The sequence below is a fragment of the Bradyrhizobium sp. YCK136 genome (assembly GCF_044570075.1).
Lineage (GTDB): Bacteria > Pseudomonadota > Alphaproteobacteria > Rhizobiales > Xanthobacteraceae > Bradyrhizobium > Bradyrhizobium diazoefficiens.
Genome location: NZ_CP172424.1, coordinates 8,847,158 through 8,873,180, shown reverse-complemented (window position 1 = coordinate 8,873,180; position 26,023 = coordinate 8,847,158). Strand labels below are relative to the sequence as shown.

General features: G+C 60.5%; 16 protein-coding genes and 9 pseudogenes. 17 read left to right on the top strand and 8 right to left on the bottom strand.

What is annotated here, in order from left to right; all coding sequences use genetic code 11:
- The first annotated feature begins 73 nt into the window (after nucleotides 1–73).
- Together ACFLEY_RS42875 and ACFLEY_RS42870 are read left to right on the top strand one after the other, a co-directional pair.
- The gene (locus ACFLEY_RS42875) at nucleotides 74–1,453 is read left to right on the top strand and encodes an aspartate aminotransferase family protein (RefSeq protein WP_038945793.1); all 1,380 of its coding nucleotides are present in this window, start codon (nucleotides 74–76) and stop codon (nucleotides 1,451–1,453) included.
- Nucleotides 1,454–1,508: 55 nt separating this feature from the next.
- Nucleotides 1,509–1,840 (top strand): annotated as a pseudogene (locus tag ACFLEY_RS42870) (dTDP-4-dehydrorhamnose 3,5-epimerase family protein); the annotation flags it as partial.
- A 338-nt stretch (nucleotides 1,841–2,178) separates the two neighbouring features.
- Here ACFLEY_RS42870 and ACFLEY_RS42865 read toward each other — a convergent pair.
- Together ACFLEY_RS42865 and ACFLEY_RS42860 are read right to left on the bottom strand one after the other, a co-directional pair.
- On the bottom strand, nucleotides 2,179–2,682 hold the full coding sequence (locus ACFLEY_RS42865) for a type II toxin-antitoxin system YhaV family toxin (RefSeq protein ID WP_011084500.1): 504 nt from the start codon (nucleotides 2,680–2,682) through the stop codon (nucleotides 2,179–2,181).
- On the bottom strand, nucleotides 2,679–3,020 hold the full coding sequence (locus ACFLEY_RS42860) for a type II toxin-antitoxin system PrlF family antitoxin (RefSeq protein WP_014498004.1): 342 nt from the start codon (nucleotides 3,018–3,020) through the stop codon (nucleotides 2,679–2,681). The genes ACFLEY_RS42865 and ACFLEY_RS42860 overlap by 4 nt, the downstream gene beginning before the upstream one ends.
- A 300-nt stretch (nucleotides 3,021–3,320) precedes the next feature.
- Between ACFLEY_RS42860 and ACFLEY_RS42855 the strand changes: the two are divergent.
- From ACFLEY_RS42855 to ACFLEY_RS42835, 5 genes and pseudogenes are all read left to right on the top strand, one after another.
- Nucleotides 3,321–3,733: pseudogene (locus tag ACFLEY_RS42855) on the top strand (transposase); the annotation flags it as partial.
- Nucleotides 3,734–3,831: 98 nt separating this feature from the next.
- Nucleotides 3,832–5,363: pseudogene (gene istA / locus ACFLEY_RS42850) on the top strand (IS21-like element ISFK1 family transposase).
- 18 nt (nucleotides 5,364–5,381) lie between these two features.
- Nucleotides 5,382–6,142, top strand: a pseudogene (gene istB, locus ACFLEY_RS42845) (IS21-like element ISFK1 family helper ATPase IstB).
- Nucleotides 6,143–6,320: 178 nt separating this feature from the next.
- A complete protein-coding gene (locus ACFLEY_RS42840) occupies nucleotides 6,321–11,471 on the top strand; it encodes a Ulp1 family isopeptidase (protein WP_060909230.1) in 5,151 nt (1,716 codons plus the stop codon).
- Nucleotides 11,472–11,836: 365 nt separating this feature from the next.
- A pseudogene (locus ACFLEY_RS42835) lies at nucleotides 11,837–12,158 on the top strand (DDE-type integrase/transposase/recombinase); the annotation flags it as partial.
- 50 nt (nucleotides 12,159–12,208) lie between these two features.
- Here the strand turns inward: ACFLEY_RS42835 and ACFLEY_RS42830 are convergent.
- On the bottom strand, nucleotides 12,209–12,466 hold the full coding sequence (locus ACFLEY_RS42830) for a WGR domain-containing protein (protein WP_060907935.1): 258 nt from the start codon (nucleotides 12,464–12,466) through the stop codon (nucleotides 12,209–12,211).
- A 570-nt stretch (nucleotides 12,467–13,036) separates the two neighbouring features.
- On the opposite strand from ACFLEY_RS42830, the gene ACFLEY_RS42825 reads away from it, so the two are divergent.
- Entirely contained in the window at nucleotides 13,037–13,258 is a 222-nt protein-coding gene (locus tag ACFLEY_RS42825; RefSeq protein WP_014497999.1) for a hypothetical protein, read from the top strand.
- 522 nt (nucleotides 13,259–13,780) lie between these two features.
- Here the strand turns inward: ACFLEY_RS42825 and ACFLEY_RS42820 are convergent.
- Complete coding sequence (locus tag ACFLEY_RS42820) at nucleotides 13,781–14,125, bottom strand: hypothetical protein (RefSeq protein WP_011084509.1); 345 nt, start codon at nucleotides 14,123–14,125, stop codon at nucleotides 13,781–13,783.
- A gap of 156 nt (nucleotides 14,126–14,281) precedes the next feature.
- Between ACFLEY_RS42820 and ACFLEY_RS42815 the strand changes: the two genes are divergently transcribed.
- The 3 genes from ACFLEY_RS42815 to tnpC are packed head-to-tail and all read left to right on the top strand — an operon-like array spanning nucleotide 14,282 to nucleotide 16,346.
- Nucleotides 14,282–14,680 (top strand): transposase, encoded by a 399-nt coding sequence (locus tag ACFLEY_RS42815; protein WP_026193420.1) that lies wholly within the window; start codon nucleotides 14,282–14,284, stop codon nucleotides 14,678–14,680.
- The gene (gene tnpB, locus ACFLEY_RS42810) at nucleotides 14,677–14,994 is read left to right on the top strand and encodes an IS66 family insertion sequence element accessory protein TnpB (protein WP_396604431.1); all 318 of its coding nucleotides are present in this window, start codon (nucleotides 14,677–14,679) and stop codon (nucleotides 14,992–14,994) included. The genes ACFLEY_RS42815 and tnpB overlap by 4 nt, the downstream gene beginning before the upstream one ends.
- Before the next feature lie 53 nt (nucleotides 14,995–15,047).
- Nucleotides 15,048–16,346: an IS66 family transposase gene (tnpC, locus tag ACFLEY_RS42805; RefSeq protein WP_396604430.1), complete on the top strand. Its 1,299-nt coding sequence runs from the start codon at nucleotides 15,048–15,050 to the stop codon at nucleotides 16,344–16,346.
- A 45-nt stretch (nucleotides 16,347–16,391) separates the two neighbouring features.
- Here tnpC and ACFLEY_RS42800 read toward each other — a convergent pair.
- Nucleotides 16,392–17,263 (bottom strand): annotated as a pseudogene (locus tag ACFLEY_RS42800) (IS630 family transposase); the annotation flags it as partial.
- Nucleotides 17,264–17,672: 409 nt separating this feature from the next.
- On the opposite strand from ACFLEY_RS42800, the gene ACFLEY_RS42795 reads away from it, so the two are divergent.
- From ACFLEY_RS42795 to ACFLEY_RS42775, 5 genes and pseudogenes are all read left to right on the top strand, one after another.
- Nucleotides 17,673–18,725 (top strand): KamA family radical SAM protein, encoded by a 1,053-nt coding sequence (locus tag ACFLEY_RS42795; RefSeq protein ID WP_396604998.1) that lies wholly within the window; start codon nucleotides 17,673–17,675, stop codon nucleotides 18,723–18,725.
- A gap of 7 nt (nucleotides 18,726–18,732) precedes the next feature.
- Nucleotides 18,733–20,355, top strand: coding sequence for a gamma-glutamyltransferase family protein (locus ACFLEY_RS42790; protein WP_014498635.1), 1,623 nt, complete (start codon nucleotides 18,733–18,735; stop codon nucleotides 20,353–20,355).
- Nucleotides 20,352–21,215: a 7TM domain-containing protein gene (locus tag ACFLEY_RS42785; protein WP_060909225.1), complete on the top strand. Its 864-nt coding sequence runs from the start codon at nucleotides 20,352–20,354 to the stop codon at nucleotides 21,213–21,215. The genes ACFLEY_RS42790 and ACFLEY_RS42785 overlap by 4 nt, the downstream gene beginning before the upstream one ends.
- Nucleotides 21,206–22,252, top strand: coding sequence for an ATP-grasp domain-containing protein (locus ACFLEY_RS42780; protein WP_011090946.1), 1,047 nt, complete (start codon nucleotides 21,206–21,208; stop codon nucleotides 22,250–22,252). Before ACFLEY_RS42785 ends, ACFLEY_RS42780 begins: the two co-directional genes overlap by 10 nt.
- Before the next feature lie 552 nt (nucleotides 22,253–22,804).
- Nucleotides 22,805–23,056, top strand: a pseudogene (locus tag ACFLEY_RS42775) (IS5/IS1182 family transposase); the annotation flags it as partial.
- On the opposite strand, the pseudogene ACFLEY_RS42770 reads toward ACFLEY_RS42775, so the two are convergent.
- Both ACFLEY_RS42770 and ACFLEY_RS42765 read right to left on the bottom strand, forming a co-directional pair.
- Nucleotides 23,044–23,641 (bottom strand): annotated as a pseudogene (locus ACFLEY_RS42770) (transposase); the annotation flags it as partial. The pseudogenes ACFLEY_RS42775 and ACFLEY_RS42770 overlap by 13 nt on opposite strands.
- A gap of 94 nt (nucleotides 23,642–23,735) precedes the next feature.
- A complete protein-coding gene (locus tag ACFLEY_RS42765; RefSeq protein WP_249163443.1) occupies nucleotides 23,736–24,065 on the bottom strand; it encodes a hypothetical protein in 330 nt (109 codons plus the stop codon).
- 333 nt (nucleotides 24,066–24,398) lie between these two features.
- On the opposite strand from ACFLEY_RS42765, the gene ACFLEY_RS42760 reads away from it, so the two are divergent.
- Nucleotides 24,399–24,725 (top strand): hypothetical protein, encoded by a 327-nt coding sequence (locus ACFLEY_RS42760; RefSeq protein ID WP_162130962.1) that lies wholly within the window; start codon nucleotides 24,399–24,401, stop codon nucleotides 24,723–24,725.
- On the opposite strand, the pseudogene ACFLEY_RS42755 reads toward ACFLEY_RS42760, so the two are convergent.
- Nucleotides 24,634–26,008: pseudogene (locus ACFLEY_RS42755) on the bottom strand (IS3 family transposase). The gene ACFLEY_RS42760 and the pseudogene ACFLEY_RS42755 sit on opposite strands and share 92 nt — an antisense overlap.
- Nucleotides 26,009–26,023 lie beyond the last annotated feature (15 nt).

The window sequence follows — 26,023 nt, the reverse complement described above, 5'->3', positions numbered from 1 at the left end:
TAAACGGACCGGCGCTTCCCCACATGATGCTCCGGTCCCTATCCAATTCTGAACCGATGATGTGACGCCGACCATGCTGCCCAGTTCTCAACAGGCCCGAGATGTGGCCTATCAGCTTCACGCCTATACCAACGCGCGGTCGCACCAACGGGCCGGGCCGCTCATAATTGAACGCGGCGAGGGCCCCTACGTCTTCGACACGGCAGGAAAACGCTACCTCGATGCGATGGCCGGTCTCTGGAGTGCGGGTCTTGGCTTCAGCGAAAAGCGGCTTATCGAAGCCGCGCATCGCCAGATGCAAATCCTGCCATTCTATCATACCTTCGCATCACGATCGAATGGGCCTTCCATCGCGCTTGCCGAGAAGCTGGTGAAGATGTCTCCGGTGCCAATGAGTAAGGTGTTCTTCACAAATTCCGGCTCGGAAGCGAACGATACGGTGTTGAAGCTGATCGCCTATCGATCGAATGCAGTGGGCCAGCCTCAGCGCAAGAAGGTCATCAGCCGGTTGCGCGGCTATCACGGCGTCACGATCGGTGCGGCAAGCCTGACCGGATTTCCAGACAACCACCGCTCTTTCGATCTGCCGCTCCCCAACATTATGCACACGGGCTCCCCCCATTTCTACAAAGACAGCCGTGCGGGCGAATCGGAGGAGACCTTTGCAACGCGTCGGGCCGAGGAGCTCGAGTCGCTGATTCAGCGCGAAGGTGCCGATACCATTGCAGCATTCTTCGGTGAGCCTGTCATGGGCGCGGGCGGCGTCATCGTTCCGCCGCCGACTTACTGGGACAAAATTCAAAGGGTGCTAAAAAAGCATAGCATCCTTTTGGTCGCTGATGAGGTGATTTGCGGCTTTGGCCGGACCGGAAAAATGTTCGGTTGCGAAACCTACAACATCGCGCCCGATGTAATCGTGGTGTCGAAGCAGCTCACGTCCAGTTATTTTCCGTTATCTGCGATCATAATGAATGACTACATGTTCGAACCAATCGCGGACGAGAGCAATAAGGTTGGACTGCTGGCTCATGGCTTCACGGGCGGTGGTCACCCGGTCGGAGCCGCCGTAGCGCTCGAAAACCTCAAACTCATCGAGGAGCGGGGTCTGATTGCGAACGTTGGCCGCATCGGGGCCTACATGCAGGAACGGCTGCGCACGCTCGTTGACCATCCACTCGTTGGGGAGGTCCGTGGCGTTGGCCTTATTGCGGCAATCGAGCTGGTGCTGGACAAGAAACGGAAAGTCGCCGCTACTACTCCGGGCGATGTTGGCAGCATTGCGAGCCGGTTGCTGCACGAGCGAGGGATCATCGTGCGGAATGTAGACGATGCATTGTCGATATGCCCACCTCTGATCGTCAACAAGGATCAAATCGACGAGCTCATCGACGGGATCACGGGCATGCTCCACGATCTTAAGGCGACTGTAGTTAATTGTCGCGAGCCTCACTAGCGTTCACTCAACTCCGCTTAGTGCGCCGCGAGTCCGATTGTCTGGACATCCATCAATGAGGGGCAAGGTGCTCGACGTCGCGGTCGACGTCCGCGTCCGGAGCCCGAATTTCGGACGCTACGTTGCCGTCGAATTAAGCGAGCATAACCGGCGGCAACTATGGGTTCCGCGCGGATTCGCGCACGGTTTCGTTGTGTGCTCTCAGAGACCGCGGACTTTTTCTACAAATGCGATGATTTCTATAATCCGGAGAACGAGGTTTCGATCCGCTGGGACGACCCGGTGATCGGTATAAACTGGGGTATCAAAAAGCCGTCGCTCTCGGCCAAGGACGCGGCCGCGCCGCTGCTTGCCGACATCCAAAACCTTCCATTGTACGGGCGGATACTGGTGACGGGAACCCGCGGGCAGGTCGGAGGTGCATTGATGCCCGCAGGTAAAGGGGATCGAGGCTGAAGTATTGGAAGGTTGAGGAACACGAACCGGTTCACCCGCATCTGAGGGCTGAAATGTCGCCTCCGTCTACACGGCTTAACAGGTGGAATGCTGATGATGATGTCGCCGGACAGTCGGCGCATTCGCCGCTGCCTTTGGGCGTAGCCGACAGCTGGATGGTGGGCATTTCACGGACTCTTCCTGGCCGAATCGTGTCTCTCGCTGCAGACCGGTGCCGGCGGCGCGGGCCGGATCAGCGGGCGGTCGCGGCCGAACGAGGCCAGCTGGGGTCATCTCCCGCGCGTCGAGCGCGATAGACGCGTCTTGGATTCGCCAGTCGAGGCCGCCGCTACGAGTTCGTTCCACGAGTCCGGCGGGTTTCCGCGGTCCAGCATCTTCCTGAACACGGCGTAGGCGTCGTTCGCGCTCTCGTAGGCGCGCAGCGTCGAGTCGTCGTTCACCCAGGCGAGAACGATGATCTTGGCGTCCGCCGATTGCTGATAGCGGAAGAACAGGCGGAACTGCTGCAGCAATTTCGCGCGGAACCAGTGCTTGTACTCGTCGCCGAGAGTGCCGCCCTGCCGATAGACGTCACGCGTTGGGTCACTCGGAATGTCGTCGAACGCCACCTTCAAGACAGCCGACAGGAGCTTCGCGGCGCGCTTCTTCTTGTATCCCTTCGGATCCTTCTTGCGCGCCTTCTCGACCGCCGCGATCATAGTCTCGAACTGGTCGAGAAATAGCGGATGGGCGTAGACCGTCCAACCGTTAACCCCGAAGGTGTCGTCGCTCACGTATCGTCTTCCGGCAGCGCCGCGTCGAGATCGACCTTAACACCCTTGACCAAGCCCTTGCCGCGCGCGACCAGCGACTTCGGCACCGGCCGGATCCGGGCTGGCTCGCTCCCCATGTCGCGGGCCAGGAACGCGAGGAACGTGCCGATCACCGGATCGCCGTGGTCGGCGCTCAACTGCTTCTTCGCGATCACAACGGTGCCGTCAGCGAGCCCCCGAAACACGACCTGGTCGCGCTTTCCCAGGGCCAGCATTTTGCGGATGGCGGCGGGCACGGTCGTCTGGCCGCGGTCTGTGATGGTCGCGGGGATCTCGAGGATTTCGGCGGTCTTGGCCATAGCGGCTCCTTGCGTCGTCACGACATCCCAATGTAATGCATCTGCATTGTAAGTCAAGTCTGCCTGGGTGCCTCGAGATGGCCGCAAACTGGCGATTCCGCCATCTGGTGGAGTTGGCGCTGAAGCTCAAGGAGAATGATGCACAATTGCCCGCCTCCAATGCCGCTGCTACAGCTGTGGCTCGGGGGTCTGCGCGAATGAATGGAAACTATAGAGCTGGCCCCGCAAATTCGGACAGTAGCTTGAGTGGATTTTCTGCCTGATAGCGGCGAGGATTCTTGCTGCGAATCAGGAGCGAAGATGACGAAGAAGAGCCGCCGGACGCATTCTCCGGCATTCAAGGCGAAGGTTGCTTTGGCTGCGGTCAAAGGCGACAAGACACTGGCGGAGCTGGCGCAGCTGTTTGATGTTCATCCGAACCAGATCACGATCTGGAAAAACCAGCTCCTGGAAGGCGCCGCCGGCGTGTTTGGGCATGACAAGACATCGGCCGAGACGCCGGTCGATTTGAAGGCGTTACATGCCAAGATCGGCGAGCTGGCGTTGGAAAACGATTTTTTGTCCGGCGCGCTCACCAAGGCGGGCCTGCTGAGCGCAAAGCGATGATCGACCGCGGTCATGATCTTTCTATCGTGCGCCAGGCGAAGGTCCTGAAGCTGGCTCGCAGCACGGTCTACTATGAACCTCGGCCAGTTTCGGCCGAGGACTGCGCGTTTCGCGGGATCGTGAGCAAGGCTTTCGGAGCCTTGCAGCGCTTCGGCCGACAACTCAACCGGCTTAGGGATGACCTCGTGGTTAACGAGGAAGTCCAATGCCTACCCAGAGATTGTCGATGCGCCGGATCAAGGAAGTCCTTCGGTTAAAACATTTTCAAGGCCTGCCAGAGCGGGCCATCGCGCGGAGCGTGGGCGTCAGCAACGGCGTTGTGCACAGCTACCTGAGCCGCGCCCGCTCTGCTGGGTTGAGCTGGCCGCTTCCGGAGGGAATGACCGATGAAGACCTGGAGCTTTTGCTTTTCCCGGCCCCACGACCAGCGTCTCAGAGCCCGCAGCGGCCGGTGCCCGACTGGAGCTACATCGATAAAGAGCTCCGCCGGCGCAACGTAACCCGTCGCCTGCTCTGGGAGGAGTATCGCGCCGTTAATCCCGACGGTTTCGGGTACACGTGGTTCTGCACTACCTACGAGGCCTGGAAGGGGCGGGTCCGACCTTCGATGCGGCAGATTCATCTGGGCGGCGAGAAGGTGTTCGTGGATTTCGCCGGCGACACCATCGACATCGTCGATCCCCTGACCGGGGAAGTGCAGCCGATGAAGCTGTTCGTCGCGGCGATGGGCGCTTCGAACTACACCTACGCCGAGGCCTGCCCCAGCGAGAGCTTGGCCGACTGGATCCGGGCCCACGTCAACTTGTTCACGTTTTTGAGCGGAACGCCGACGTTCGTGGTCTGCGACAACCTCAAAGCCGCCGTCAGCAACCCCGACCGCTACGATCCCGGCCTCAATCGCACTTATGCCGAGATGGCGAGCCATTACGGCACGGCCATTCTCGCCGCACGGCCGCGGCGCCCAAAAGACAAGGCGAAGGTCGAGGTCGCGGTGCAAATCGCCCAGCGCTGGATTCTGGCCCGGCTGCGCAATCAGCGCTTCTTTTCCCGGGCCGAGCTCAACGCCGCCATCAAGACACTCGTCGACGAACTCAATGCTCGTCAAATGCGTGGCTTCGGCTCAAGCCGCGCCGAACTGTTTGCCGAACTCGACAAACCCAAGCTAACCCCGCTGCCAGATCAGCCTTATGCCTTCGCACGCTGGAAGCGCTGCCGCCTCGCTCCCGATTATCATGTCGAGGTCGACGGCCATTGGTACTCCGCGCCGTATCGTCTGATTGGCGAGCTGGTATCGACGATCGGACGGTCGAGATCTTCCACAAGGGCCAGCGGATCGCCAGCCATGCCCGCGCGCCCAACCGACGCGGACACACCACCATCGCCGACCACATGCCCAGCGCCCATCGCCGCTACGGCAAATGGACCCCCGCCGCGGTGATCGCCGCCGGCGAGCGGATCGGTCCTTCGACAGCAGCGTTTTTCCAGGCCGTGATCGACGCCCGGCCCCATCCAGAACAAGGCTTTCGAACCTGCCTTGGCATTCTGGCGCTCGTCAAAAGCTACGGCGCCGAACGCCTCGACGCAGCCTGCCGGAGGGGCATCCTCATCAAGGCGCGCTCCGTCGCCTCGATTAGATCGATCCTCCAGAACGGCCTCGATCGCACGTTCTTCGACGAATCTTTCGAGCACCAGCCCCTGCGCCACGGCAACATCCGCGGACGCGACTACTTCCACTGAAGCAAGGAGAGACCCGGCATGCTTAACCACCCAACCCACGAACGGCTGATCGAGCTTGGCCTGACCGGAATGGCCAAGGCCTTCGAGGAGCAGCGCCGATCGCCCGATCTCGAAGCCCTGCCGTTCGAAGATCGCATCGGCCTGTTGGTCGACCGCGAAGCCGCCGAACGCGACACCAGGCGGCTCACCACGCGCCTCAAGATCGCCGCACTGCGCCAGACTGCTTGCGTCGAGGACGTCGATCTGCGCACCCCGCGGGCATCGACCGCGCCGTTTTCGCCAAACTCGTCGAAGGTCGCTGGATCGATCGCCACGAGAATTTGCTCGTCACCGGGGCAACCGGCCTGGGCAAAAGTTGGTTAGCCTGCGCGCTCGGCCACAAGGCCTGCCGCGACAACCGATCAGTCCTCTATCATCGCGTTCCAAGGCTGTTCGAGGCGCTCGCGCTCGCGCGCGGAGACGGACGTTACGCTCGGCTCCTCAAAAGCCTCGGCCGCGCTCAGCTTCTGATTTTGGATGATTGGGGACTATCGGTGCTCACCGCCGCGGAACGCCGCGATCTGCTCGAAATCCTCGAGGACCGCCATGGCCGCGCATCCACCATCGTCACAAGTCAGCTCCCCGTGGACACCTGGCATGGAGCCATTGGGGACCCCACGGTCGCCGACGCCATTCTCGATCGCCTCGTCCACAACGCCCACCGCCTCCAGCTCACCGGAGAAAGCATGCGAAAACGCAGCGCCAAAACCATCACCCTTGACGGCCAACCAGAACACTGACTCTATCTCCCATCGGCCGTAGCGGGCTGCTCACGATCGCGCGAAATCGATGCTCACGATCCGTGAAATCCGCAGATGCTCCCGGTGCGGGTCTATCGAGGGCTGTAAAGGGTGGTTTGTTGCTGATCGCCAGCATGCCAGATCGAAGCCCTGGTTCATATTTTGAAAGTGAGAACGGATGGATTTCCCCTCGACCAAGCGGGTGCGTGAACAATCGGACAGCACGGGCCCGCAAGAGAGCTCACCCGCGGCTCCGTCCGCAGCCGCGGCGACCTTTGAGCGGCAATTGAGCGAGATCGGCAGTTCAGGTGAAGGTGATGGAGCAATGCCGGCCGCCTCGACGCCGCAGCCGGCTCAGTCAAAAGGGATTCTGAGAAGGCTCAGCAAAAGCCCCCTTTATTCCCAGGATGCTCCCCTTATTTTGGGGCTTGAGAAGGCCCTCATCAAGGGCGGGGCCGCCAAAGGCACCGCACAAAATAATCTATATTCTCTTCGCAGCTTTGGCCAGTGGCTCTTCGCAAATAACAAAGATCCCATTGCTGCTCGGCTCGACGACGAAGAGTCGCTGACCGTTGATGCGCGCGTGTTCGAAAAGCGTCCCGCGACACTCCTTAGGGCAATAGACCATCTCAGGACCTCGCGGTCGACGGGCGGAATCGTGCCGATCGCAGGCCGCACTGAGTTGCATCCTTATCCCCAGGACGCAGCTCTGATCGAAGAGTACAAAAACGACGCAGCGACAGATACCGGCAAGAAGGATGCAAGCAAGAATGCAACTGCTCTTCGCAGTTTCAGCGACTACCTGCGTGAAAACAGCAAGAAGGGCATTGCTGCTCGTCTTTCAGACGAGGCGTTGGATGGAGATGTCAAGAGCTATAAGAGGGCCCCCGGTGCTGATTCGAGGATCGGTGCCGCTCTGGCTCATCTCCGAAAATCGCAGGCGGGCGCTAAGGCGATGGAGCTCGAGCGCCATATTGATTCCGAAGACGCGGCCCTGAAGGAGTCGAGGCAGGTCGGCGACGCTGCTGCGCAGCACAGTTCGTCGCAGAAAGCTGGCAGTTGGCCAGAGGAATTGCTTCCTGCGGAAGGCCATGATCAGAATTTGCTTTTGGGTCCGATGGACGAACCCGGCCCGCCGTCCTCGGCGCCGCAACCGGCTCAGTCAACTGGGGTTGCGATAGGGCACAAGAAGCGGCCTCTTCATTCCGAGGATGTTCCCCTTATTGCGGGGTTTGAGGAGGCCCTCCGGAATGGGAGCGCCGCCGAACGCACCGTCCGAAACTATCTATCTTCTCTTCGCAGCTTTGGCCAGAGGCTCTACGCAAATAACAAAAAGAGCATTTTTGCTCGGCTCGACGACGAAGAGTCACTGACCGCTGATGCGCGCGAGTTGTTCGAAAAGCGTCCCGCGACACTCCTTAGGGCAATAGACCATCTCAGGACCTCGCGGTTGACGGGCGGAATCGTGCCAATCGCAGGCCGCACTGAGTTGCATCCTTATCCCCAGGACGCAGCTCTCATCGAAGAGTACAAAAACGAAGCAGCGACAGATACCGGCAAGAAGGAAGAAGCCAGGAGGGATGCAACGGCTCTTCGCAGTTTCAGTGACTACCTGCGTGAAAACAACAAGAAGGGCATTGCTGGTCGGCTTTCAGGCAAGGCGCTGGATGGAGATGTCAAGAGCTATAAGAAGGACGCCGGTGCTGATTCGAGGATCGGTGCCGCTCTGGCTCATCTCCGAAAATCACAGGCGGGCCCTAAAGCGATGGAGCTCGAGCGCCATATTGATCCCGAAGACGCGGCCCTGATGGAGTCGAGACAGGTCGGCGACGCCGCTGCGCAGCACAGTGCGTGGCAGAAAGCTGGCAGTTGGCCAGAGGAATTGCTTCCTGCGGAAGGCCACGATCAGGATTTGGGCCGGATGGACGAACCCGGCCCGTCGTCCTCGGCGCCGCAGCCGGCTCAGTCAACTGGGATTTTGAGAGGGCACGACGAGCAGCCTCTTCATACCGAGGATGCTCCCCTTATTTCGGGGCTTGAGGAGGCCCTCCGTAATGGGAACGCCGCCGAACGCACCGCCAGGGGCTATGTACGTACTCTTCTCAGCTTTGGCCACTGGCTCTTCGCAAATAACAAAGATCCCATTGCTGCTCGGCTCGACGACGAAAAGTCACTGACCGCTGATGCGCGCGAGTTCATCGGAAAGGGTAATCCCTTAAGACTTCTTGCGGCGATAGTTCATCTCCGAACCTCGCAGTCGACGGGCGGAGTCGTGCGGATCGCAGGCCGCACTGAGTTGCATCCTTATCCCCAGGACGCGGCTCTCATCGAAGAGTACAAAAACGAAGCAGCGACAGATACCGGCAAGAAGGATGCAAGCAGGAAGGATGCAACTGCTCTTCGCAGTTTCAGCGACTACCTGCGTGACAACAACAGGCCGGGCATTGCTGCTGGGCTCGGCACGTCGTTTGATGGAGATGTCGAGAGCTATAGGAAGGTCGCCGGTGCTGATTCCAGGATTGGTGCCGCACTGGCTCGTCTCCGAAAATCGCAGGCCGGCGCTGAGGCGATGGAGCACGAGCGCCATATTGATCCCGAAGAGGCGGCCCTGAGGGAGTCGAGGCGGGTCGGCGACGCCGCTGCGCAGCACATTGCGTCGCAGAAGGGTGGCAGTTGGCCAGAGGAATTGCTTCCTGCGGAAGGCCATGATCAGGATTTGCTTTTGGGGCTGATGGATGAACCCGGCCCGTCGTCCTCGGCGCCGCAGTCGGCTCAGTCAACTTGGATTGTGATAGGGAAGAGGAAGCAGCCTCTTTATTCCGTGGATGCTCCCCTTATTTCGGGGCTTGAGAGGGCCCTCATCAAGGGCGGGTTCAGCAAATCCGCTGCCGAGCAGCACGGAGGTTCTCTTCGTAGCTTTAGCCGTTGGCTTTTCGCAAAAGAAAAACCGAGCATTCGTGATCGGCTCGACAATAAGTCGCTGACCGATGGCGGTGAGGTGCTCGAGTTCACCGGAGAGGGTAATCCAAAGAGACTCGTTCAGGCAATCGACTATCTCCGGACCTTGCGGTCGACGGGCGAAGTGCCGATCTCACGACGCGCTAAGCTGAATCCTCACCCCCAGAACGTGGCCTTTATCAATCCCGAAGACACGGTACTGATGGAGCCGAGGCGCGTCGACGCCGCCGCTGCGCAGCACAGCGCGTCGCAGGAAACTGGCCGTCGGCCAGAGGAGCTTCCCGCGGAAGGCCGCGATCAGGATTTGCTTTTGGGGCTGATGGACGAACCCCGCTCGTCGTCATCTCTCGAGCCAGCCGCGCGCCATGACCAGGCACCGGATCCCGGAGAGCCCGACCGCCAGCAGTCCCCGGACGAGCCGATGGCTGCGCTTGCCAGGAGCAACCGCCTGCCAAGCGAGGAGGTCCTCATCAACGATGAGCATGACACAGCTGAGTTGAGGCCAGCGAAGAGGCAGAGGACCCTAAACAATCCGCAAGGCGTTGCCGGCGAGCGGCAGCTGAGCGAGATCGCCAATTCAGGCGGCCAGCCGACACCGGCGCCTACCCATCAACAGGGTACGTCGTCATGGGAGACGCAGCCGATGCTGCTGCGGAGCGGCTACGAAGATGTCACGGCGCCGCATGCGGTCGCGACGTACGTCGGGGGCGCCGCTGCGCAGCACAGCGCGCGGCAGCGAGCTGTCAGTCGGCCATTGGTCCTCCCGGAAGGTTACGATCAGGATCTGCGCTTAATGGTGGAAGACGGCCCATCGTGGCCCGAGGTTCCTCCTGAGCAGGCGCAGGACATAGTCCAAGCTGGGCAGGAACCTGCCCGGCCGACCGTGGAAGCAGCGCCAACGCACTCTGCCAGGGCTCGCTCAAATACCTACGGCGGTATTGAGGTGTCGTTTAATCCGAATTCGCCCGCATCATTTGAGTTGCGTGACAATGCTTGGAGCCCGGCGCCTGGCTTTCCGCCGCCGTTTGCCGGGCCGGTACCGGGGCATCACCAGGGCGCTCAACAGCTCGGCTCGCCGCAGGGGCTTTCTCCGGTGTCCGCCCACTCGGACGATGACGCTTTGGCGTGGTTGAGCGAGGAGCTTGCGCGGCAGATGCAAGAACCGGCATCACCATCAACTGCCAGGGCTCAGGATCTCTATCGTGGATTTGAGGCACTCCTTGATCCGGATGTGGCCGAGTTGGATGACAGTGCTCACTTTGCGCCAGCGCCTTCTGCCAGGGCTTGCTCAGACACCTACGGCGGTCTTGAGGTATCGTTTAATCCGAATTCGCCCGCATCATTTGAGTTGCGCGACAATGCTTGGAGCCGGGCGCCTGGCTTTCCGCCGCCGTTTGCCGGGCCGGTACCGGGGCATCACCAGGGCGCTCGACAGCTCGGCTCGCCGCAGGGGCTTTCTCCGGTGTCCGCCCACTCGGACGATGACGCTTTGGCGTGGTTGAGCGAGGAGCTTGCGCGGCAGATGCAAGAACCGGCATCACCATCAACTGCCAGGGCTCAGGATCTCTATCGTGGGTTTGGGGCACTGCTTGATCCGGATGCGGCCGAGTTGGATGACAGTGCTCACTTTGCGCCAGCGCCTTCTGCCAGGGCTCGTTCAGACACCTACGACGGTCTTCCATTGGTTGATCTGACCGCGCCCGCACCGTCCCCATTGCGCGACGATATCGTGCGGCGGTTTCCGATCACCTCCTCCGATGCTCAGATCGGGGCGTTGAATCCGATAGCCTTGTCCCACAACCGCGGGCTGGTGCTCGAGGACACGGAATGGCTGGGCGACGAGCATATCCTCAGGGATTACCAGCTTCAGGAGCTGGATTTGCAGAGGAGCGATTCGGATCTCGCCGCCCGGACGCGGTTCGTAGATCCCCTCGAAGCGCTGCGGCTGCGCCTGGGCGCGGAGAGCGACGTGCTACGCGTATTCCATCGCATCGTCCATGATCGGCGTGATAACGATACAGCCGACTTCCTGTTGCTGCCAGTGAACGATGCCAGTGCTACGGACCGCGGCAGGCATTGGTCGCTGCTGTTCGTTGATCGCAGCAACCGGCAATGGCCTGTCGCCTATCACTACGATTCCTACGGGAGATACAACGAGACGCATGCAAGACAACTCGCAGAAAGGCTGAACATCGCCCTGCAGCCCGCCGGCATGGCCCAGCAGCAGAACACTTATGATTGCGGCGTCTTTGTCGTGGACGGCACGCGGGAGCTGGTTAGGCAATTGGCGCAAGGACGGGAGCCAGACCAGCTGAACCTCAGCAACGTCGTTGCCAATCGGCAGGCGCTGCAAGCGCGACTCAGGGGTTGATGTCGCCGTGGGCGGACCTCGCGGCGCTTCGCTTTGAGCTTGAATGACGGCTGGAAGAAGTTCACCAGCAGGCGCGCCGCGGCGTAGAGACGTGCCATCACGCGGGCCGTCTCGCCCCCGTCGAAGCGCCCGTATCCGACGAGCCGCCGGACCACCGGCAGCGCGATGCGGTTGTCGGCAAGGGCGAGCGCGCGACACTGCGCTTCGGAAAGACCGGTCAGCTCGATGACCGGCGCCTCGAGGAGACCGAGCTTTCGCGCGGCCAGGTATCGGCCTTCGCCCGCGATGATCGTGCCATCGCTGTCGACGAGCAGCGGGTACCGTCAAGTTAACGAATTGGAGCGGCCGAGGGGTAGACGACCGGCATGCCGACCGCCCGGGACCCTCTTTATCGCCGCCATCGCTTCCCACCGGAAGTGATCAGCTATGCCGTTTGGTTGTATTTCCGGTTTCCCAGCGGCTCATGAAGAAGCTCTTGAAATCCGCCGGCACGCCGCCGCGCGTGATGATCACGGACAAGCGTTCGCACGGCGCTGCGAGGGCGAAGATGGGCTTTTTCGTCGAACATCGCCAGCACAGAGCTCTCAACAATCGGGCTGAGAATTCTCATCAGCCGACGCGGCAACGCGGCGGATCATGAAGCGTTTCAAATCGTCCCGTCAGGCTCAACGGTTTCTGTCACTTCACGTTCCAGGCATCGTAAGTGGATCCGTAATCCCCGGGAAATTGACGAAACCTCAGACTCTCTCCTCAGCAGAGGTGTATCCGCGCCTGCGCTTGGCGCGCTCCAGCCGTCCGAATGCTTCGCCCGCTTCAGCGCTGGCATCGAAAGTCTGCACCATCGTCTGGCCGGTCGTGCCGATCCGGCCCCAGTTGCGGATCAGCGAGACCCCGCCGAACAAGGTCGGTTGGATCGAAAGCAAGTAAAACCGCCGCATGTTGCGGGTGGTGTCGATGCGGCGAAGGTAAAGCGGCCCTAGCTTGAGGTTCGGCATGCATGGATTCTCGCTTCCTGTGGAAGCGAGGTCCAATGCTTTCTATGAATCGATCAGGGCCAAACGATTCATTCTCTCGCTACATCAATTGCACCAGGCGGGTGTCTTCGGACTGTGGCGATGATGTGGAGGCTCCACGGCCCGATTTGAACCCCACCGTCTCGCGGCAAAACCGAGACCGCAGTCTGAACTGATCGAGAAGCTCACTGAATCGCGCCGGAGCTCGGTCCAAGCATTGTCGATCCAGCAGCCTCAGCAAGGTTTGAAAGCTGACTAGGTGACATCGGTGCAGCCGTTGAGGCGATCGACGGAGCAATTGCGGACGAACGGGAAATCGAAGTCCGGACACGGGTGAATTATGGAATGACACCCGGGCACTTCTTTGCCGGTGCTGCTGCAGAAAATCAAGCGCGCGATGTGGTCGGACATCGCCGACCTGCGTCTGGCAGCCCGACCAACCTTATGGGGTGTTGAAGAAGCGCGCGGCCTCTTAAAGGCCGCATTCTCTGTGGTAGGGCAGTATCTGAAAGCGCGTATGGCCGCGCAACCTGAGGCGAGAGGAGGATTCCGATGTTCGAGGCTAAAGACTATCGCGTGTGCTGCCATCACTTTGTCACCCCGACCGACCGCGCCGTCTACCCGGCGCAAGAGCCCTTACTAACCTACTCTGAGGCCCTCCGGCAGGTGCAGACCGAGCAGGCCAAGGGCTACATGGTGGCCTGGGTCATCGATCGCACCGGAGCAGGCGCCACCAATGAGATTGGTGGTTCGAACGCATCGGTTCGACGTTGATCGTAAGCGCAGCTCTGGCCCTTGGATTGGCGCTTGACGTCTGTTTTGATTACGGTGTGAGCCGGCACGGCTTCCACTTTTCCGACAACGTTGACGCTGGCCTCAAGCGCCTGCCTGTCGTCGAACCATTTTTTAGAGCTTGATCACATGATCGCAGCCGCGCCGAAGATCGAAGAGGCTGCAATGCCGTTTCCACGCCGAGTCACAAGCAGAAGAAACTCAACCAGGACTCGCTGGTCAGCGTCATCAGAAACTGTGCACGCTCGACAGGACGATCGAGCCAGTGCGTCGAGGTCTATTCCTGCATAGGAGGACGCGGCGAGGCGGCGGGAAAGTTGGAAGGTTGGGATCCAGCAAGGTCCCGATTCGCGCGCTGTACCTCGGCGGTCCCAAACACGAGGACGCAGAGAGGTCTGTTTTGGGCGCGGGATTTTGGCTGGGACACGAGCCCGTCAGAGCGTTGCCGCCGCCGCTCTGAAATGGTCGGGAAACCTTCCGATCGTGCGAGACTCTTATCTAACCTCACTTGTGATCCGCTCCCCTCGAGACTTTTGGAAGATATCCCAACTGCCGTTCCAGAGCAGCTAAGGTTCGACGGGCCGAATCCAATCTCGCAGTCGCCTCGACCAGGTCGGCCCATGTTTTATCCGACCGTGCAACCGCCGTGGAGCCGGTCTCAAACAGGTTGTTGTTGAGATGCGGGGCCGCTTCGCCTCGCAGGGCACGCTCCAAATCGAGCAGGGTGCTCGTCAGCGCTCGATGCGCGCACGCGTCCTCTCGTTCCAGGTTTTCCGCCACGTCGAGCGCCGCACGATAGTGTCGTATCGCTGCAACGACTCTGCTCTCGAGGTCGGGCTCATCGCTCATCTGCTTTTCTCTCCACGAATCTTTGAGCAATTTGTGTCGGTCTGAACGAGCAAAAATTGTAAGCGGAGCTTTTCTCCCATTTGATTGACTGGTTTCGCTTCGGCTTTCGCTCTGCGATCCTTGGCTTGTCAGAGAGCCGAGAGGAGACTGAAGGCGATGGAACAATCGGGGGAGGAAGCCGAAGCTGATGGCTTTGTGGGGAAGCTTACGCGCCGGACGCGTTCTGGAGGCCGGTTATGGTCTGCGGAGATCAAGGGGCGCGCTGTTTTCGAGAGCATGAAGCCCGACGCCCGGGTATGTGATGTCGCACGGCGTTATGGTGTGAAGGCCCAGCAGTTGACGAGGTGGCGCAGATTGGCGCGTGCTGGCCGGCTCGCATTGGTCACGGACGACGCGGCGGATTTCGTGTCGATCGAGCTGAGCGATCCAGTGGCGTCAGGCAAGAGCGAGGGGCCCGTCGAGATTACGATTGGCAAGGTTTCGGTCCGCCTGGATGCGGACGTGTCGGCGGTGCGGATCGCGGAGATCGTGACTGCGATCGAGCGCGGCGCATGATCATTCCGGCGCAGGGACTGCGGATTGTGCTTGCTGTGCGTCCTGTTGACTTCCGGTGCGGGCACGACGCGCTGGCCGGTCTTGTGCAAAACACGCTTGGGCTCGATCCGCATTCGGGCCTGATCGTGGTTTTTCGTTCGAAGCGCGCCGACCGGCTGAAGATTTTGCTATGGGACGGCACGGGCCTCGTTTTGGTCTACAAGCGCCTTGGCCGCGATGGTCGTTTCGAGTGGCCGCAGATCAGCGACGGCGTCATGCATCTGACGCGCGTGGTGGGCGAACGGATTGTCGCGACGCCAGCTGCGGCGAACTGACTCAGACCCGACAACCTGTTTCGCGCGGGGCTTTGGGATGATAGCTTGCGGATGTGCCGCCGTCCCCCATTGATCCCGCCCGTCTTGCAGCGCTGCCCGCCGATTTGCGCGCGCTCTTCCGCGCGCAGGAAGCGATGATTGAAGCCGAGCGTCGTCGCGCAGACGATGAATGCTCGGCGCGCCTTCATGTCGAGAGTGAACTGGCTGCGTCCAAAGAGAGCGTCGAACGCCTCGAACTGCTCGTGAAGGAGTACGAGCGCGCACGTTTCGGTAAACGCTCGGAAAAGTTCAATCCCGATCAGATGCAACTGGTTCTCGAGGACATCGAGATTGCCATCGCCGAAGTCCAGGAACGCCAGGACGATCGTGCGCGCCGCGCCGGCACGGCGCCGTCCAGCCGCCGGACCAGGCGCGCTGCCCGTGCCTTTCCCGCGCACCTGCCGCGCATCGAGCAGGTGATCGAACCCGAGAACCTCGAGTGTCCCTGCGGCTGCGGCCGGATGGTCCAGATCGGCGAGGATCGCTCCCGCCGTCTCGATGTCATGGCCGCCCAGTATCGTGTGATCGAGACGGTGCGACCGCGCTACGCCTGCGCAAAGGGCTGCACCGGTGTTGCTCAGGCGCCGGCGCCCGCCCATCTCGTGGAGGGTGGCATCCCCACCGAGGCGCTGCTGGCGGTCGCCAAGTTCAGCGAGCACATGCCACTCTATCGTCAGTCGCAGGTTCTGGCTCGGCATGGCATCTTCATCGATCGCGCCGTTCTGGCAGACTGGATGGGAACGGTCGCCTTCCACCTCGCGCCGCTGGTCGAGCGCATGAGCGTCGTGATGAAGCAATCGGGCCGCTTGTTCATAGACGAGACCAGGGCGCCTGTGCTCGATCCGGGCCGGGGCCGAACGAAGACCGGCTATCTGTGGGCTGTCCTGCGCGACGATCGCGGCCACGGCGGCGCTGATCCACCAATCGTGGTCTACCACTACGCGCCAGGACGCGGTGGTGACCATGCTGAGCGCATCCTCGAGGGCTTCGACGGCATCCTTCAGGTCGACGGATACCAGGGCTATCATCGGCTCGCACGGCCCAAGCGCAAAGGCGGCGTGCCGCTGCGGCTGGCCGCATGTTGGTCCCACTCAAGGCGCAAGATCATCGCAGCGACTCCGAAAGCCGGCTCACCCATCGCCGAAGCCGTTCTCGCGCGCATCGCCGCACTCTATGCGATCGAGAAGGAGATCCGTGGCGCCGACGCCCCGGCTCGGCAAACGACCCGTAACGAGCGATCACGGCCGCTCGTCGCTGAACTCGAGAGGTTTCTGCGCGAGCAAGCCGCTCAGGCCGCTGACTCTGACGCGTAAAAATAGTTTATTTGCTGGTCACGACGAAGGTGGTCGTTCATGGGCTAAGATGGAAAACCATACTTCGACCTGATTGAGCCATGACGCACTTGTCGGCGTGAAATGAAATTGCACGTTGGGGTGGGCCTTGAGCCAGTCCTCGTTCTTTTTATGGGTGTTGAGGTTGTCGAGGATGACGTGAAGCTTGCGGTTCGGAAAAGCCGCGGTGACGCTGTTCATGAAATCGAGAAACTCGACGCGGCGCCGGCGTTTTGAATGGGTCGCGATGATCTTTCCGGTGGCGACTTCGAGCGCCGCAAACAATGTTGTGGTGCCATGCCGCTTGTAATCGTGGCTTTGGCCGGTCAAGGCGCGGCCATTGGGCAACTTCAGATAACCCTGCGCTCGCTCCAAAGCCTGGATCGAGGGCTTCTCGTCCACGCACAGCACAATGGCCTTCGCCGGCGGCGCGACATAGAGGCCGACAACATCGGCGGCTTTGGCCGTAAAGTTCGGGTCGTTGCTCTCGCACCAGGACTTGCGAGCCACCAGGTCAATCTTGTGGCTGCGCAGGAACCGCCAGACATATTGGACATCGACATCGCCCAGCGCCTCGGCCAGCAGGGGGCCGGTCCAGCGCGCAAACCCTTGCGGTGGCGGCTTATCCAGCAGCTTCAGAATCCGCTTGTCGGTCGTCTTCGTATAGATCGGCTGCTTGCCAGGCCGCGGCTTGTCTTGCAGCCCTTCAAGGCCATGACAATCCGCGGCTGGACCCCAACTTCCTTGGCGATCGACCGGGTGCTGCGCCCATCCGCCGCCAACAGAACTATCCGCGCCCGCTTCAAATCGCGCTGCAACGTCACCGGTGAGCGACAGCACGCCTCAAGCACCTTGCGATCTTTCCTCGAAAGGTGGACTTCTCTTGCTTCGGGTATCATCCCGACCTTGAATCACGACTCACGTTCCAAGCTAGTATTCACTCGCGTCCGGCTGGTGACACAATGTCGGCAACCCGACTCTGCGTCTCGTGCTGCGCAGAAGAGACGCATCATCCTATTGTCATTGAAGCTTAACTACACAGAGTCTCTGGTGGCACATCAATTGCTAGTCCAGACTTTGCCCGGGGATCAGTTCCGGTCCACGCGCTGGGGAGAATCAGCTATGACGAACAAGATGCTAGGCCGATCTGCGCAAGCTCGCGTCGCCACCGGAAGACGTCCGGTGGTCGAGATACCGTCCTCATCACAAGATCAACAAGGAGTTGTTCATGCTGACAACCCCGGAGGCGCGGGTTTGCGCACCTCATCACGGCCTATCGCGCACGGCCTGCGGCCGCACACCGCGGTCATGAATTTCATCGAGGGCGCGCGCGCCATTACCGAGAGTGAGCTGCAAGCCAACAACATCACGCAGTATCACGCCACAAATTTTTATCGCGATCAGATCGCCAACAGTGGCTACTACGACCAGCTTAAATACATTGTAGAGCCCACAATTGCTGAGTTCAAGAGTCCCGGAAGTCTTGACACCAGCGGCGAGCATGACAATACCGTCGTGCCCGGGCTTCAGCACAAATACGCGCAGACCGGTCTGCTGCTGGTAACGGACCGTTGCGCGTCCTATTGCCGTTACTGCTTTCGCAAACGCATCGTCGGCAAGGACTCCGATGAGATCGCGCCCGATTTCGCCCGGGTCGCGCAGTATATCGCCGGCCATCCTGAGATGACGAACGTGCTGCTATCTGGAGGCGACCCGTTCGTGCTCAGCACCGCTAAGCTCGGCGAGATTCTTGATCATCTGCTACCGATCCCGCACTTGGAGTCAATTCGATTCGGCACAAAAATAGTCGCCTTCGCACCCAGGCGGTTTGAGGATCCCGCACTCCCGGCGTTGTTCCGGCGGATCAGTGAAGCGGGAAAGACCGCAGTGATCGTCGCGCATTTCGACCACATCGGCGAGATCTCGGTCGATGCGGAGCGCAACATTCGCGCGCTACGCGCACAGGGCGTGCAGTTTCTGAATCAGTCCGTGCTTCTGGCGAAAGTCAACGACGATCCCGAAATCTTGGCGGCGACCTTTGCAAAGTGTCACCAAATGGGCGTCCGCCCTTATTATCTTTTTCAAGGCAGGCCGGTGAAAGGCGCATCGCACTTTCAGGTCTCGCTGCGGCGCGGTATAGAGATCGCGCGCGGCATCAACCGACGTCTCAGCGGTATCCAGAAGACGTTCAAATACATCATGTCCCATTACACGGGGAAGATCGAGGTTCTCGACCTTGGTGCCGATGGCCGCGTGTATATGCGATATCATCAAAACAAGATTCCCGAAGAACTCGGAAAGGTCTTTTCCCGGCGGCACGTCGAGGGCGCCTGCTGGTTGGACGATTTGCCCGAAGGCTGAGATCGAAATGCGCGCGATGCTGATGCCCAACTTGGAGCGCGTGGAGCTCGACGGCCCTGCCGCTTCCGTAGGGCAGCGCCACGAGGCTGTGGTGACGGCTTTCCCGAACGCTACCGAAGCCGGGGTGGAAATCCTGCGCGCCGGCGGAAACGCGATCGACGCCGCTGTGGCCGCCGCCTGGGCGCTTTGCGTGTGCGAACCCAGTGCATCGGGTCTGGGCGGGCAGACCGTGTTGCTCGTCCGTTTTGCGGATGATCGAATTCGGATCATCGACGGACATTCCCGTGCGCCCGCAGCCGCTTCGCTCGACACGATCAAAGCGGGCCAGCAGCGGCGCGGGTATCGCTCCTGCACGATTCCATCGACTCCCGCGACGCTGGACTGGGCGCACAGGAAATACGGCGTGCTCAGCCGCGAAACTGTGATGGCGCCAGCGATCCGCATTGCGGAAGAAGGCTATCCGATCACGCCATTGCAGCACCGACAAGCCCGATGGGTGGCCGATGATCTGCGAGCATCGCCGGCCGGTGAGCTGTTTCTCCAAGACGGTCTGCCACCGGAAATCGGCCACATGTTTCGACAACCGGAGCTCGCGGGCACGCTTCGCCGGTTGGCCGATTTCGGCACCGAGGACTTCTATCACGGCGGAATTGCCCGGCAGATCGCAGCCGATATGCGAGCGGCCGGCGGTCTCATCACCGAAGAAGATCTAGCAAGCTGCGGTCCGCCCGCACAGGTGGAGCCGGTTTCGACGTCCTATCGCGGCCATCGGATTCTCAGCATCCCGCCGCCTAGCGGCGGACTGCAACTCTTGTTTGCACTTAACATCATCGCGCAGATATCAGCGACAAACTCGGAGTCATCCGACGATAGCTGGCACGAAGCGATCGCGCTCGCGTCATCCGCCGTCTTTCGCGAGCGGGAGCTCCGCCCGTTGCTGCCCGATGATCTCATTCCGCAATCGCGTCAAGGGCGGTTGAGCGAAGATTACGCGCGGCAAGTCGCAGATAGCATCCTGGCGCCGCAAAGTACCAAAGAGCTCGCGACCGACAGTGCCGAAGAACCGGGCGATACGACCCATCTTTCGGTCTGCGATCGAGATGGCATCATTGTAGTGCTGACACAGTCTATCCAATCGGTGTTCGGCGCCAAGGTGGCACACCGGGATCTGGGTTTCCTCTACAACAATTATCTGTGCACGTGTCCCCGCCTTTCTCACCCCTATGAGCTCGGACCAGGTTGTCGACCGCGCTCGAACATGGCCCCAACGCTGGTGTTACAGGGCGCCACCGGCCGCCCGCTCCTGGCACTGGGCGCCGCCGGCAGTCGACGGATCATTTCGGCAATTCTCCATGTCCTAAGTGGAGTCATCGACTTGGGCTTGGATATCACGGACGCTGTGGCGGCGCCTCGCGTACATGGACTGGTCGGTCGCAAAGTCTGGATCGAGCGGCCGGCAGCCAGCAATGCCCTGTTGGCAAGATTGCGCGCCCGTAACCGCATCCCAATCGTCAAATCACGACTCAATTTTGCGATGGGTTCGGTCAACGCGCTCCAACTCATGACTGACGGAAGCGCGAAAGGCGCTGCCGATCCCCGGCGTGATGGCCTGGTGGAGGTGCTCTCTTGAGTGAAACGTGCAGAAATAAGAATGCCTCGGCGGACGCCGCGCCAAAGACCGATTGGTTGCTCGTGGGCCTCTTTGTCCTGCCGCTCGGCGTAGCGCTCGCCAAACTGCCGATGCTATCGACTTCGTCCATCAGTGCGAGTTTTGTTTCGCTCACAGAGTTACCGGCCCAGTTCCACAAGTCAGCCGAGAGCGTGGTGTTCGTCTCCTTGGGAGCTGTCTTCGTCGTACTCTTTCGCCTCACTCTTGGCGTCAGGGTGCTGGGGCTTCTTCGGCCGATCTTGTTGGCGATGGCTTTCGATACCGTCAGCATCCCGATCAGCCTTGCCTTCCTGCTGTTCGTACTCCTCGTCGTTGTCGCCTTGCGGCCGCTGCTCAAGACAGACCACAGTTACGCGCGAGTGGCTGTGCTGTTGAGCTTGGCGGCAGCGCTGCTGTTTGCGCCTTTGACCGCGGGGGAATGGTGGCATATCGCCTGGCTTCGTGAGATTGCGTTCTTTCCGGTTATCGCCTTGTGTTTGACCTGCGAAAGCTTCGCAAAAGTGCTCAACCAAAATGGAGTCCGTGAAGCGATCTGGCGCGCCTTCACGACGGTGTTGGCCGCCCTCATCATCGTGGCTCTATCGAGTTTGCCAGGCACGTTGGAACTCTTCCTGCGATTCCCGGAACTGCTGTTGGTGCAGGCCGGGTGCATTTTGCTAATCAACAAGTATCTCGATTTCCGCTTGTTGGAAGGAGTGAACCCGCTCGTCGCCTGGCCTTGGGGCGCGGGCACTCCAGGCGAGCCGTCCCTCTCGATCTGCCAAATCCAGGCGAATGAACGTGAAAGCCGGCAACATACAGGGAGCAGCTCATGCGGGTAGCCGTCGTGTGGAACGATGATCATAGGGGCGTGATCAACCACTTCGGTCAACCTTGCCCGGAGAAATACGGCCGCAAGACGGTCGAAAGCGTGGTGGCGGCACTGCAAGAGGGTAACCACGACACGCTGCTGTGCGAAGGTGATAAAGGACTGCTCGCGACGCTTGAGCGGTTCATGCCACCCGATTCGCAAGCCCGCCCTTCAGGGATCGTTTTCAACATGGCGTACGGAATTCAGGGCGAGTGCCGCTACACGCACGTTCCGGCCATGCTCGAGATGGCTGGCGTTCCGTACACCGGCTCCAGCCCGCTCGGGCACGCACTGGCGCTCGACAAGGCCATTACCAAACAGCTCATCCGCGATTGCGGCGTGCCGACGCCGAACTTTCGTGTGATGCGTAGGGGCACCGAGAGTACCGGCGATCTGTGCTTCCCGTTGGTAGTAAAGCCGCGTCATGAATCCACGAGCTTCGGATTGCAGCTCGTATATGAGCCCGCCCAGTTGAGACAGGCCGTAGAAGTGATCGTCACGCAATATGCGCAGGATGCGCTCGTAGAAGAATACATCGAAGGGCGGGAGATCTGCGTTGCCCTGCTGGGAAACGGAGAGCTTGAGGCGTTGCCTCTGGTGGAGCAGGACTTCGGCGAGCGCGAGACGCGTCTTATCACTTGGGAAGACAAGATGCACATGGCGGTCGTGGAGCCCCAGAAGATTTGCCCGGCGCAGGTCGGGAGCAATCTCGCGACAATACTGCGGGATATTTCGGTTGCGACCTTCCGCGCCTGCCGCTGCCGGGATTACGCCCGCGTCGACATCCGGATCGACCGCTCCGGGCACCCCTTTGTCCTGGAGATCAACTCGATGGCCGCACTCGGTATCGGCGCGTCTTATGTCCTGGCCGCGAAAGCCGCCGGGTACACCTTCTCGAGTTTGGTCAACGGTATCCTCGACGTCGCCCACGCGCGGTATTTCGGAACTGGCATTTCCCAGGCCGAACAACCGTCAAATCGCGAGCGGATTTATTATGCCGCTGGGTAGTGTGTTGAGAGCTGTCACTTTTTGTCGATCGTATGGTTCGGCGGAGCAACAATAGCGATGTTTGCACAGGCAAATGGAGGGCGGTTTTCCTGCCGGACTCGAAACTGATGATGCAGACGATCGCTGAAGCTGTGCGCTCGGGTTGTTGGTGCCGGCACTTCCGGAGGGATGGGCGGAAACGGCTTGCGTGCGCGAAAGGACCTGGCGGGAAATGCGGCGACATATGCAGACCGCGATAACGACCGGTACCGACTGCCTCGTTATCTTAGCTTTACAGTTGGTGCGCCGGGAGACTGGCAAGGTGCATGGCTCGGATGTTTCAGGAGTCGTCATCTTTCGCAAGACGCTGCGACGAGATCAGCTCCTCAAATTCTTCGCGAGCCGCGCGTGAAGAATTCGGAAGCGATTGATACGTCGCGATGATTTAACCTGAGCAAGTATTCGATTTTGCAAGAAAGCCGGGGGGAGGGTCGGTTTCTTGCGTTTTGGGATACCGGATTTTGGTGGATCGTGATTCCTTTGACGGCAAGATTCGCTGTTGGAGAACGGGCCGTGAGTCAGCCGCGCGACGATCGCCAGGACGACCTATTTCGGGCTTCTCTGGATGCGATCATCAACCTTCGTCATCCGCTGGTGCGGCTTGCGGCGGAGATTGATTGGGATTTTCTGGCGAAGCGCTTCAGCTCGGTGTGTCGCAACGGGCCGGGCCAGCCGCCGCTGCCAACGAGGCTCGTGGCCGGGCTGTTCATCCTCAAACATATGCACAATCTGTCTGACGAAGCGCTGTGCGGGCGGTGCTTGGAATGGATGCCGTCGGCCCAGATGTAGATGTAGCGCTTCGCCGACAGATCGCGCTTCTGCCACGCGGCGTGCTCGTCAATCCGACGTCCTCCAGCCGGCCGATCGCGGATGCCGACAACCCGCCAGCATCGTTGCCGAGCAGCGCCGGCAGCGCCTCGGAGAAGTCGCCGGTCGAGATCCCTTTCAGGTAAAGGATCGGCAGCAGTGTCTCGATCGACTTGGAGTGGCGCATGTTGGCCGCAGCATCGACGGAGAGAACCGGCGCCCAGGTAGCGGCCGCCTCGCGAGCGCGTACACGCGGCCGGCGGACGGCGACCGGACCGATGCCGGCCATCACCTCGCGCTCCGGCAGGTGACCGTGGCGCGCGATGCGCTGGTGGCCGTCCGCGGTCTTCAAATCGGCATGCTGGCCGAGAAAGTCTGCGACTTTGGCCTCGACCGCCTTGGCGAGAAGGCACGTGCCCCGTTGCGCAAGACTTCTGTGAGTTGATCGTCAACGATTCCTGGCTGAATCGGCTGGATGACGTTATCGTTGGACACGGCATATCGCTCCTTCGGTGGAGAAGTGGAGGCGTCAAGCCCCCCCACGGGGTGCCGCCTTTGCGATTCCGCCGTCACCAACTTTCAGCGATAGCTCTCTTGCGCTTCCCGCGCACCGGCCGGTTCAATTCCAGAGGTGGCGCTACCTCACACTGATCTCATCCACCGCGTCCGCCAGCGTCCTCAGAAACGATTGGTGCCAATCATTTTCATCAGACAGCAGCCAAGCCGGTAGGCTGGCTACGTAGCGGCTCAGGGCGATTACGCCCGCAAGCGTAGTAGGCTTGGAGTGGATGAGCACGTCTGCATACTCCTCGAGAGCCAACCCTCTTTCCTCGCTGATCGCGTCGGCGGCATCAAACTCGGGACCTGCGACAAGTTTCGAGGATACCGATGCCGCGGCGGCGTGCTGCGCGGAAAGCTCGCGGTGACGCTCAATCACATCAAAAATCGTATCTAATTCAGTCGCCATGGCGCATTTGCCCCAGGCCACATCAGATCGGCACCAACCAATCTTGGTAGGTGCTTCCAGTCGTTCTCAGCGATACTGTCTGGTAGCGCCCTTGGAATTGAAGCCTCTCGGGGAGGTGGTCGGTCTCGCGAATCCAAGGGCGAAGGCTGGCCACCGAAGTTTGCAGCGCGTGGTGGGGACAGCGCTTCCGGAGCCGTGAGCGCCGAGTCACCGCCGCCAACTTCACTGGCAGCGCGGGCGCGGCAGGAACAGCGGCGGGTTTTCACTCTCCACGGCGTCGAGTCATGTCCGCGTGCCTCCAAGTCCGCGTGTGCGCCGCAGAGTGGAGCAACCATGATGCCCACATTTATTGCCTCGTACGATCTAAAAGAGGCTAGGCCAGACCCGCACGAACACTTTCTTACAAATGCGATCGAGTACGGCTGGTTTCCCTGGATTCTGGACCATGACGACACTCTATTTACTCTTCCGAACACCACCTTGGAGGGTTCGTTTGTCGACCAAACGCAAGCGGTCGCAGCACTCAACGCAGCAAGGATAGAGACGGAAAAAGAGCTTGGGATCACGGTCATGATGGAAAAATGGATCGTTTCCCTCGGATGCGTTTTCGTTCTGCGAGGATCGCCTCGGCCCTGCCGAAGTAGGCATCGGCTGCTGTGAGGTTGTCGATGCTCTCATGATAACGGACGTGATTGTAGTGTTCGACGAAGGCCCGTACCTGACGTTCGAGATCACCGGGCAGGTAGTAGTTGTCGAGCAGGATGCGGTTCTTCAGCGTCTGATGCCAGCGCTCGATCTTTCCGCTCGATCTTTCCCTGGGTCATGGTACGGAGCGCCGCGCACATGCTGCATGCCCTTCTGGTCGAGCCACTTGGCCAGATCGTCCGCCACGTAACTCGAACCATTGTCGCTGAGAAGCCTTGGCCGGTGCGCGACGGCGATGTGGTCAAGGCCGGATACAGCGAGTGCCTGGTCGAGGGTGGCTGTGACGTCGGAAGCGCACATGGTGGGACCAAGCCTCCAGGCCACGATGTAGCGCGAGAAGTCGTCAAGCACGGTCGAGAGATAGTACCACCCCCATCCGGTGATCTTGAGGTAGGTGAAGTCGGTCTGCCAGAGCTGACTGACGGCCGTCGTCTTGTCCTTGAACTCGTTCGCGGCCTTGATCACCACATAGGCCGGGCTGGTGATGAGGTCATGCGCCTTCAGCAGCCGGTAGACCGAGGCCTCGGATACAAAGTACTTTCGTTCGTCGGTGAACCGCACGGCCAGCTCGCGTGGCGACAGCTCAGGCAACTCCAACGCCAGGTCGATGATCTGACCCCGCACATCGTCGGGGATGCGATTCCAGACCCGGTCTGGTCGAGACCGGTGATCGGCCAGCGCTTCAACGCCTCCCTCGCGGTAGCGATCATACCAGCGATAGAATGTGGCGCGCGGGATACCGATCTTGTCCAGCGTGCGCTTGGCGGGAAGATGCGATTGCTCGACCTGCTGGATGATCTCGGCCTTCTCAGAGGCGGGATACCTCATGCCTCGTCCTCCCCCTCTCTCACCCGACAGGTGAATGCGGAGCATTCACCTGTAGAGCCCGTTCATGCTATTTTTGAGCAGACGGTTCTCCAGGGTCAGATCGGCTACGGCCTCCTTCAGGGCAACAGTCTCCCGGCGGAGATCCTTCACCTCGCCGGAGGTCGCAGCTCGTGCCGTGTCGCCCGCCAGGCGGCGCTTGCCGGCCTCGAGGAACTCCTTGGACCAGCCGTAATACATCGAGGCGGCAATGCCCTCGCGGCGACAGAGCTCGGAGATATTTTCCTCGCCGCGCAATCCTTCCAGCACAATGCGGATCTTCTCCTCCGACGAATAATGCCGGCGGGTTTGTCGCAGAATGTCTTTTAGAACTTGTTCTGCGGCACTTTGCCCGGTACGGATTTCTGCTTCATCTTCGCTCCTGGTGG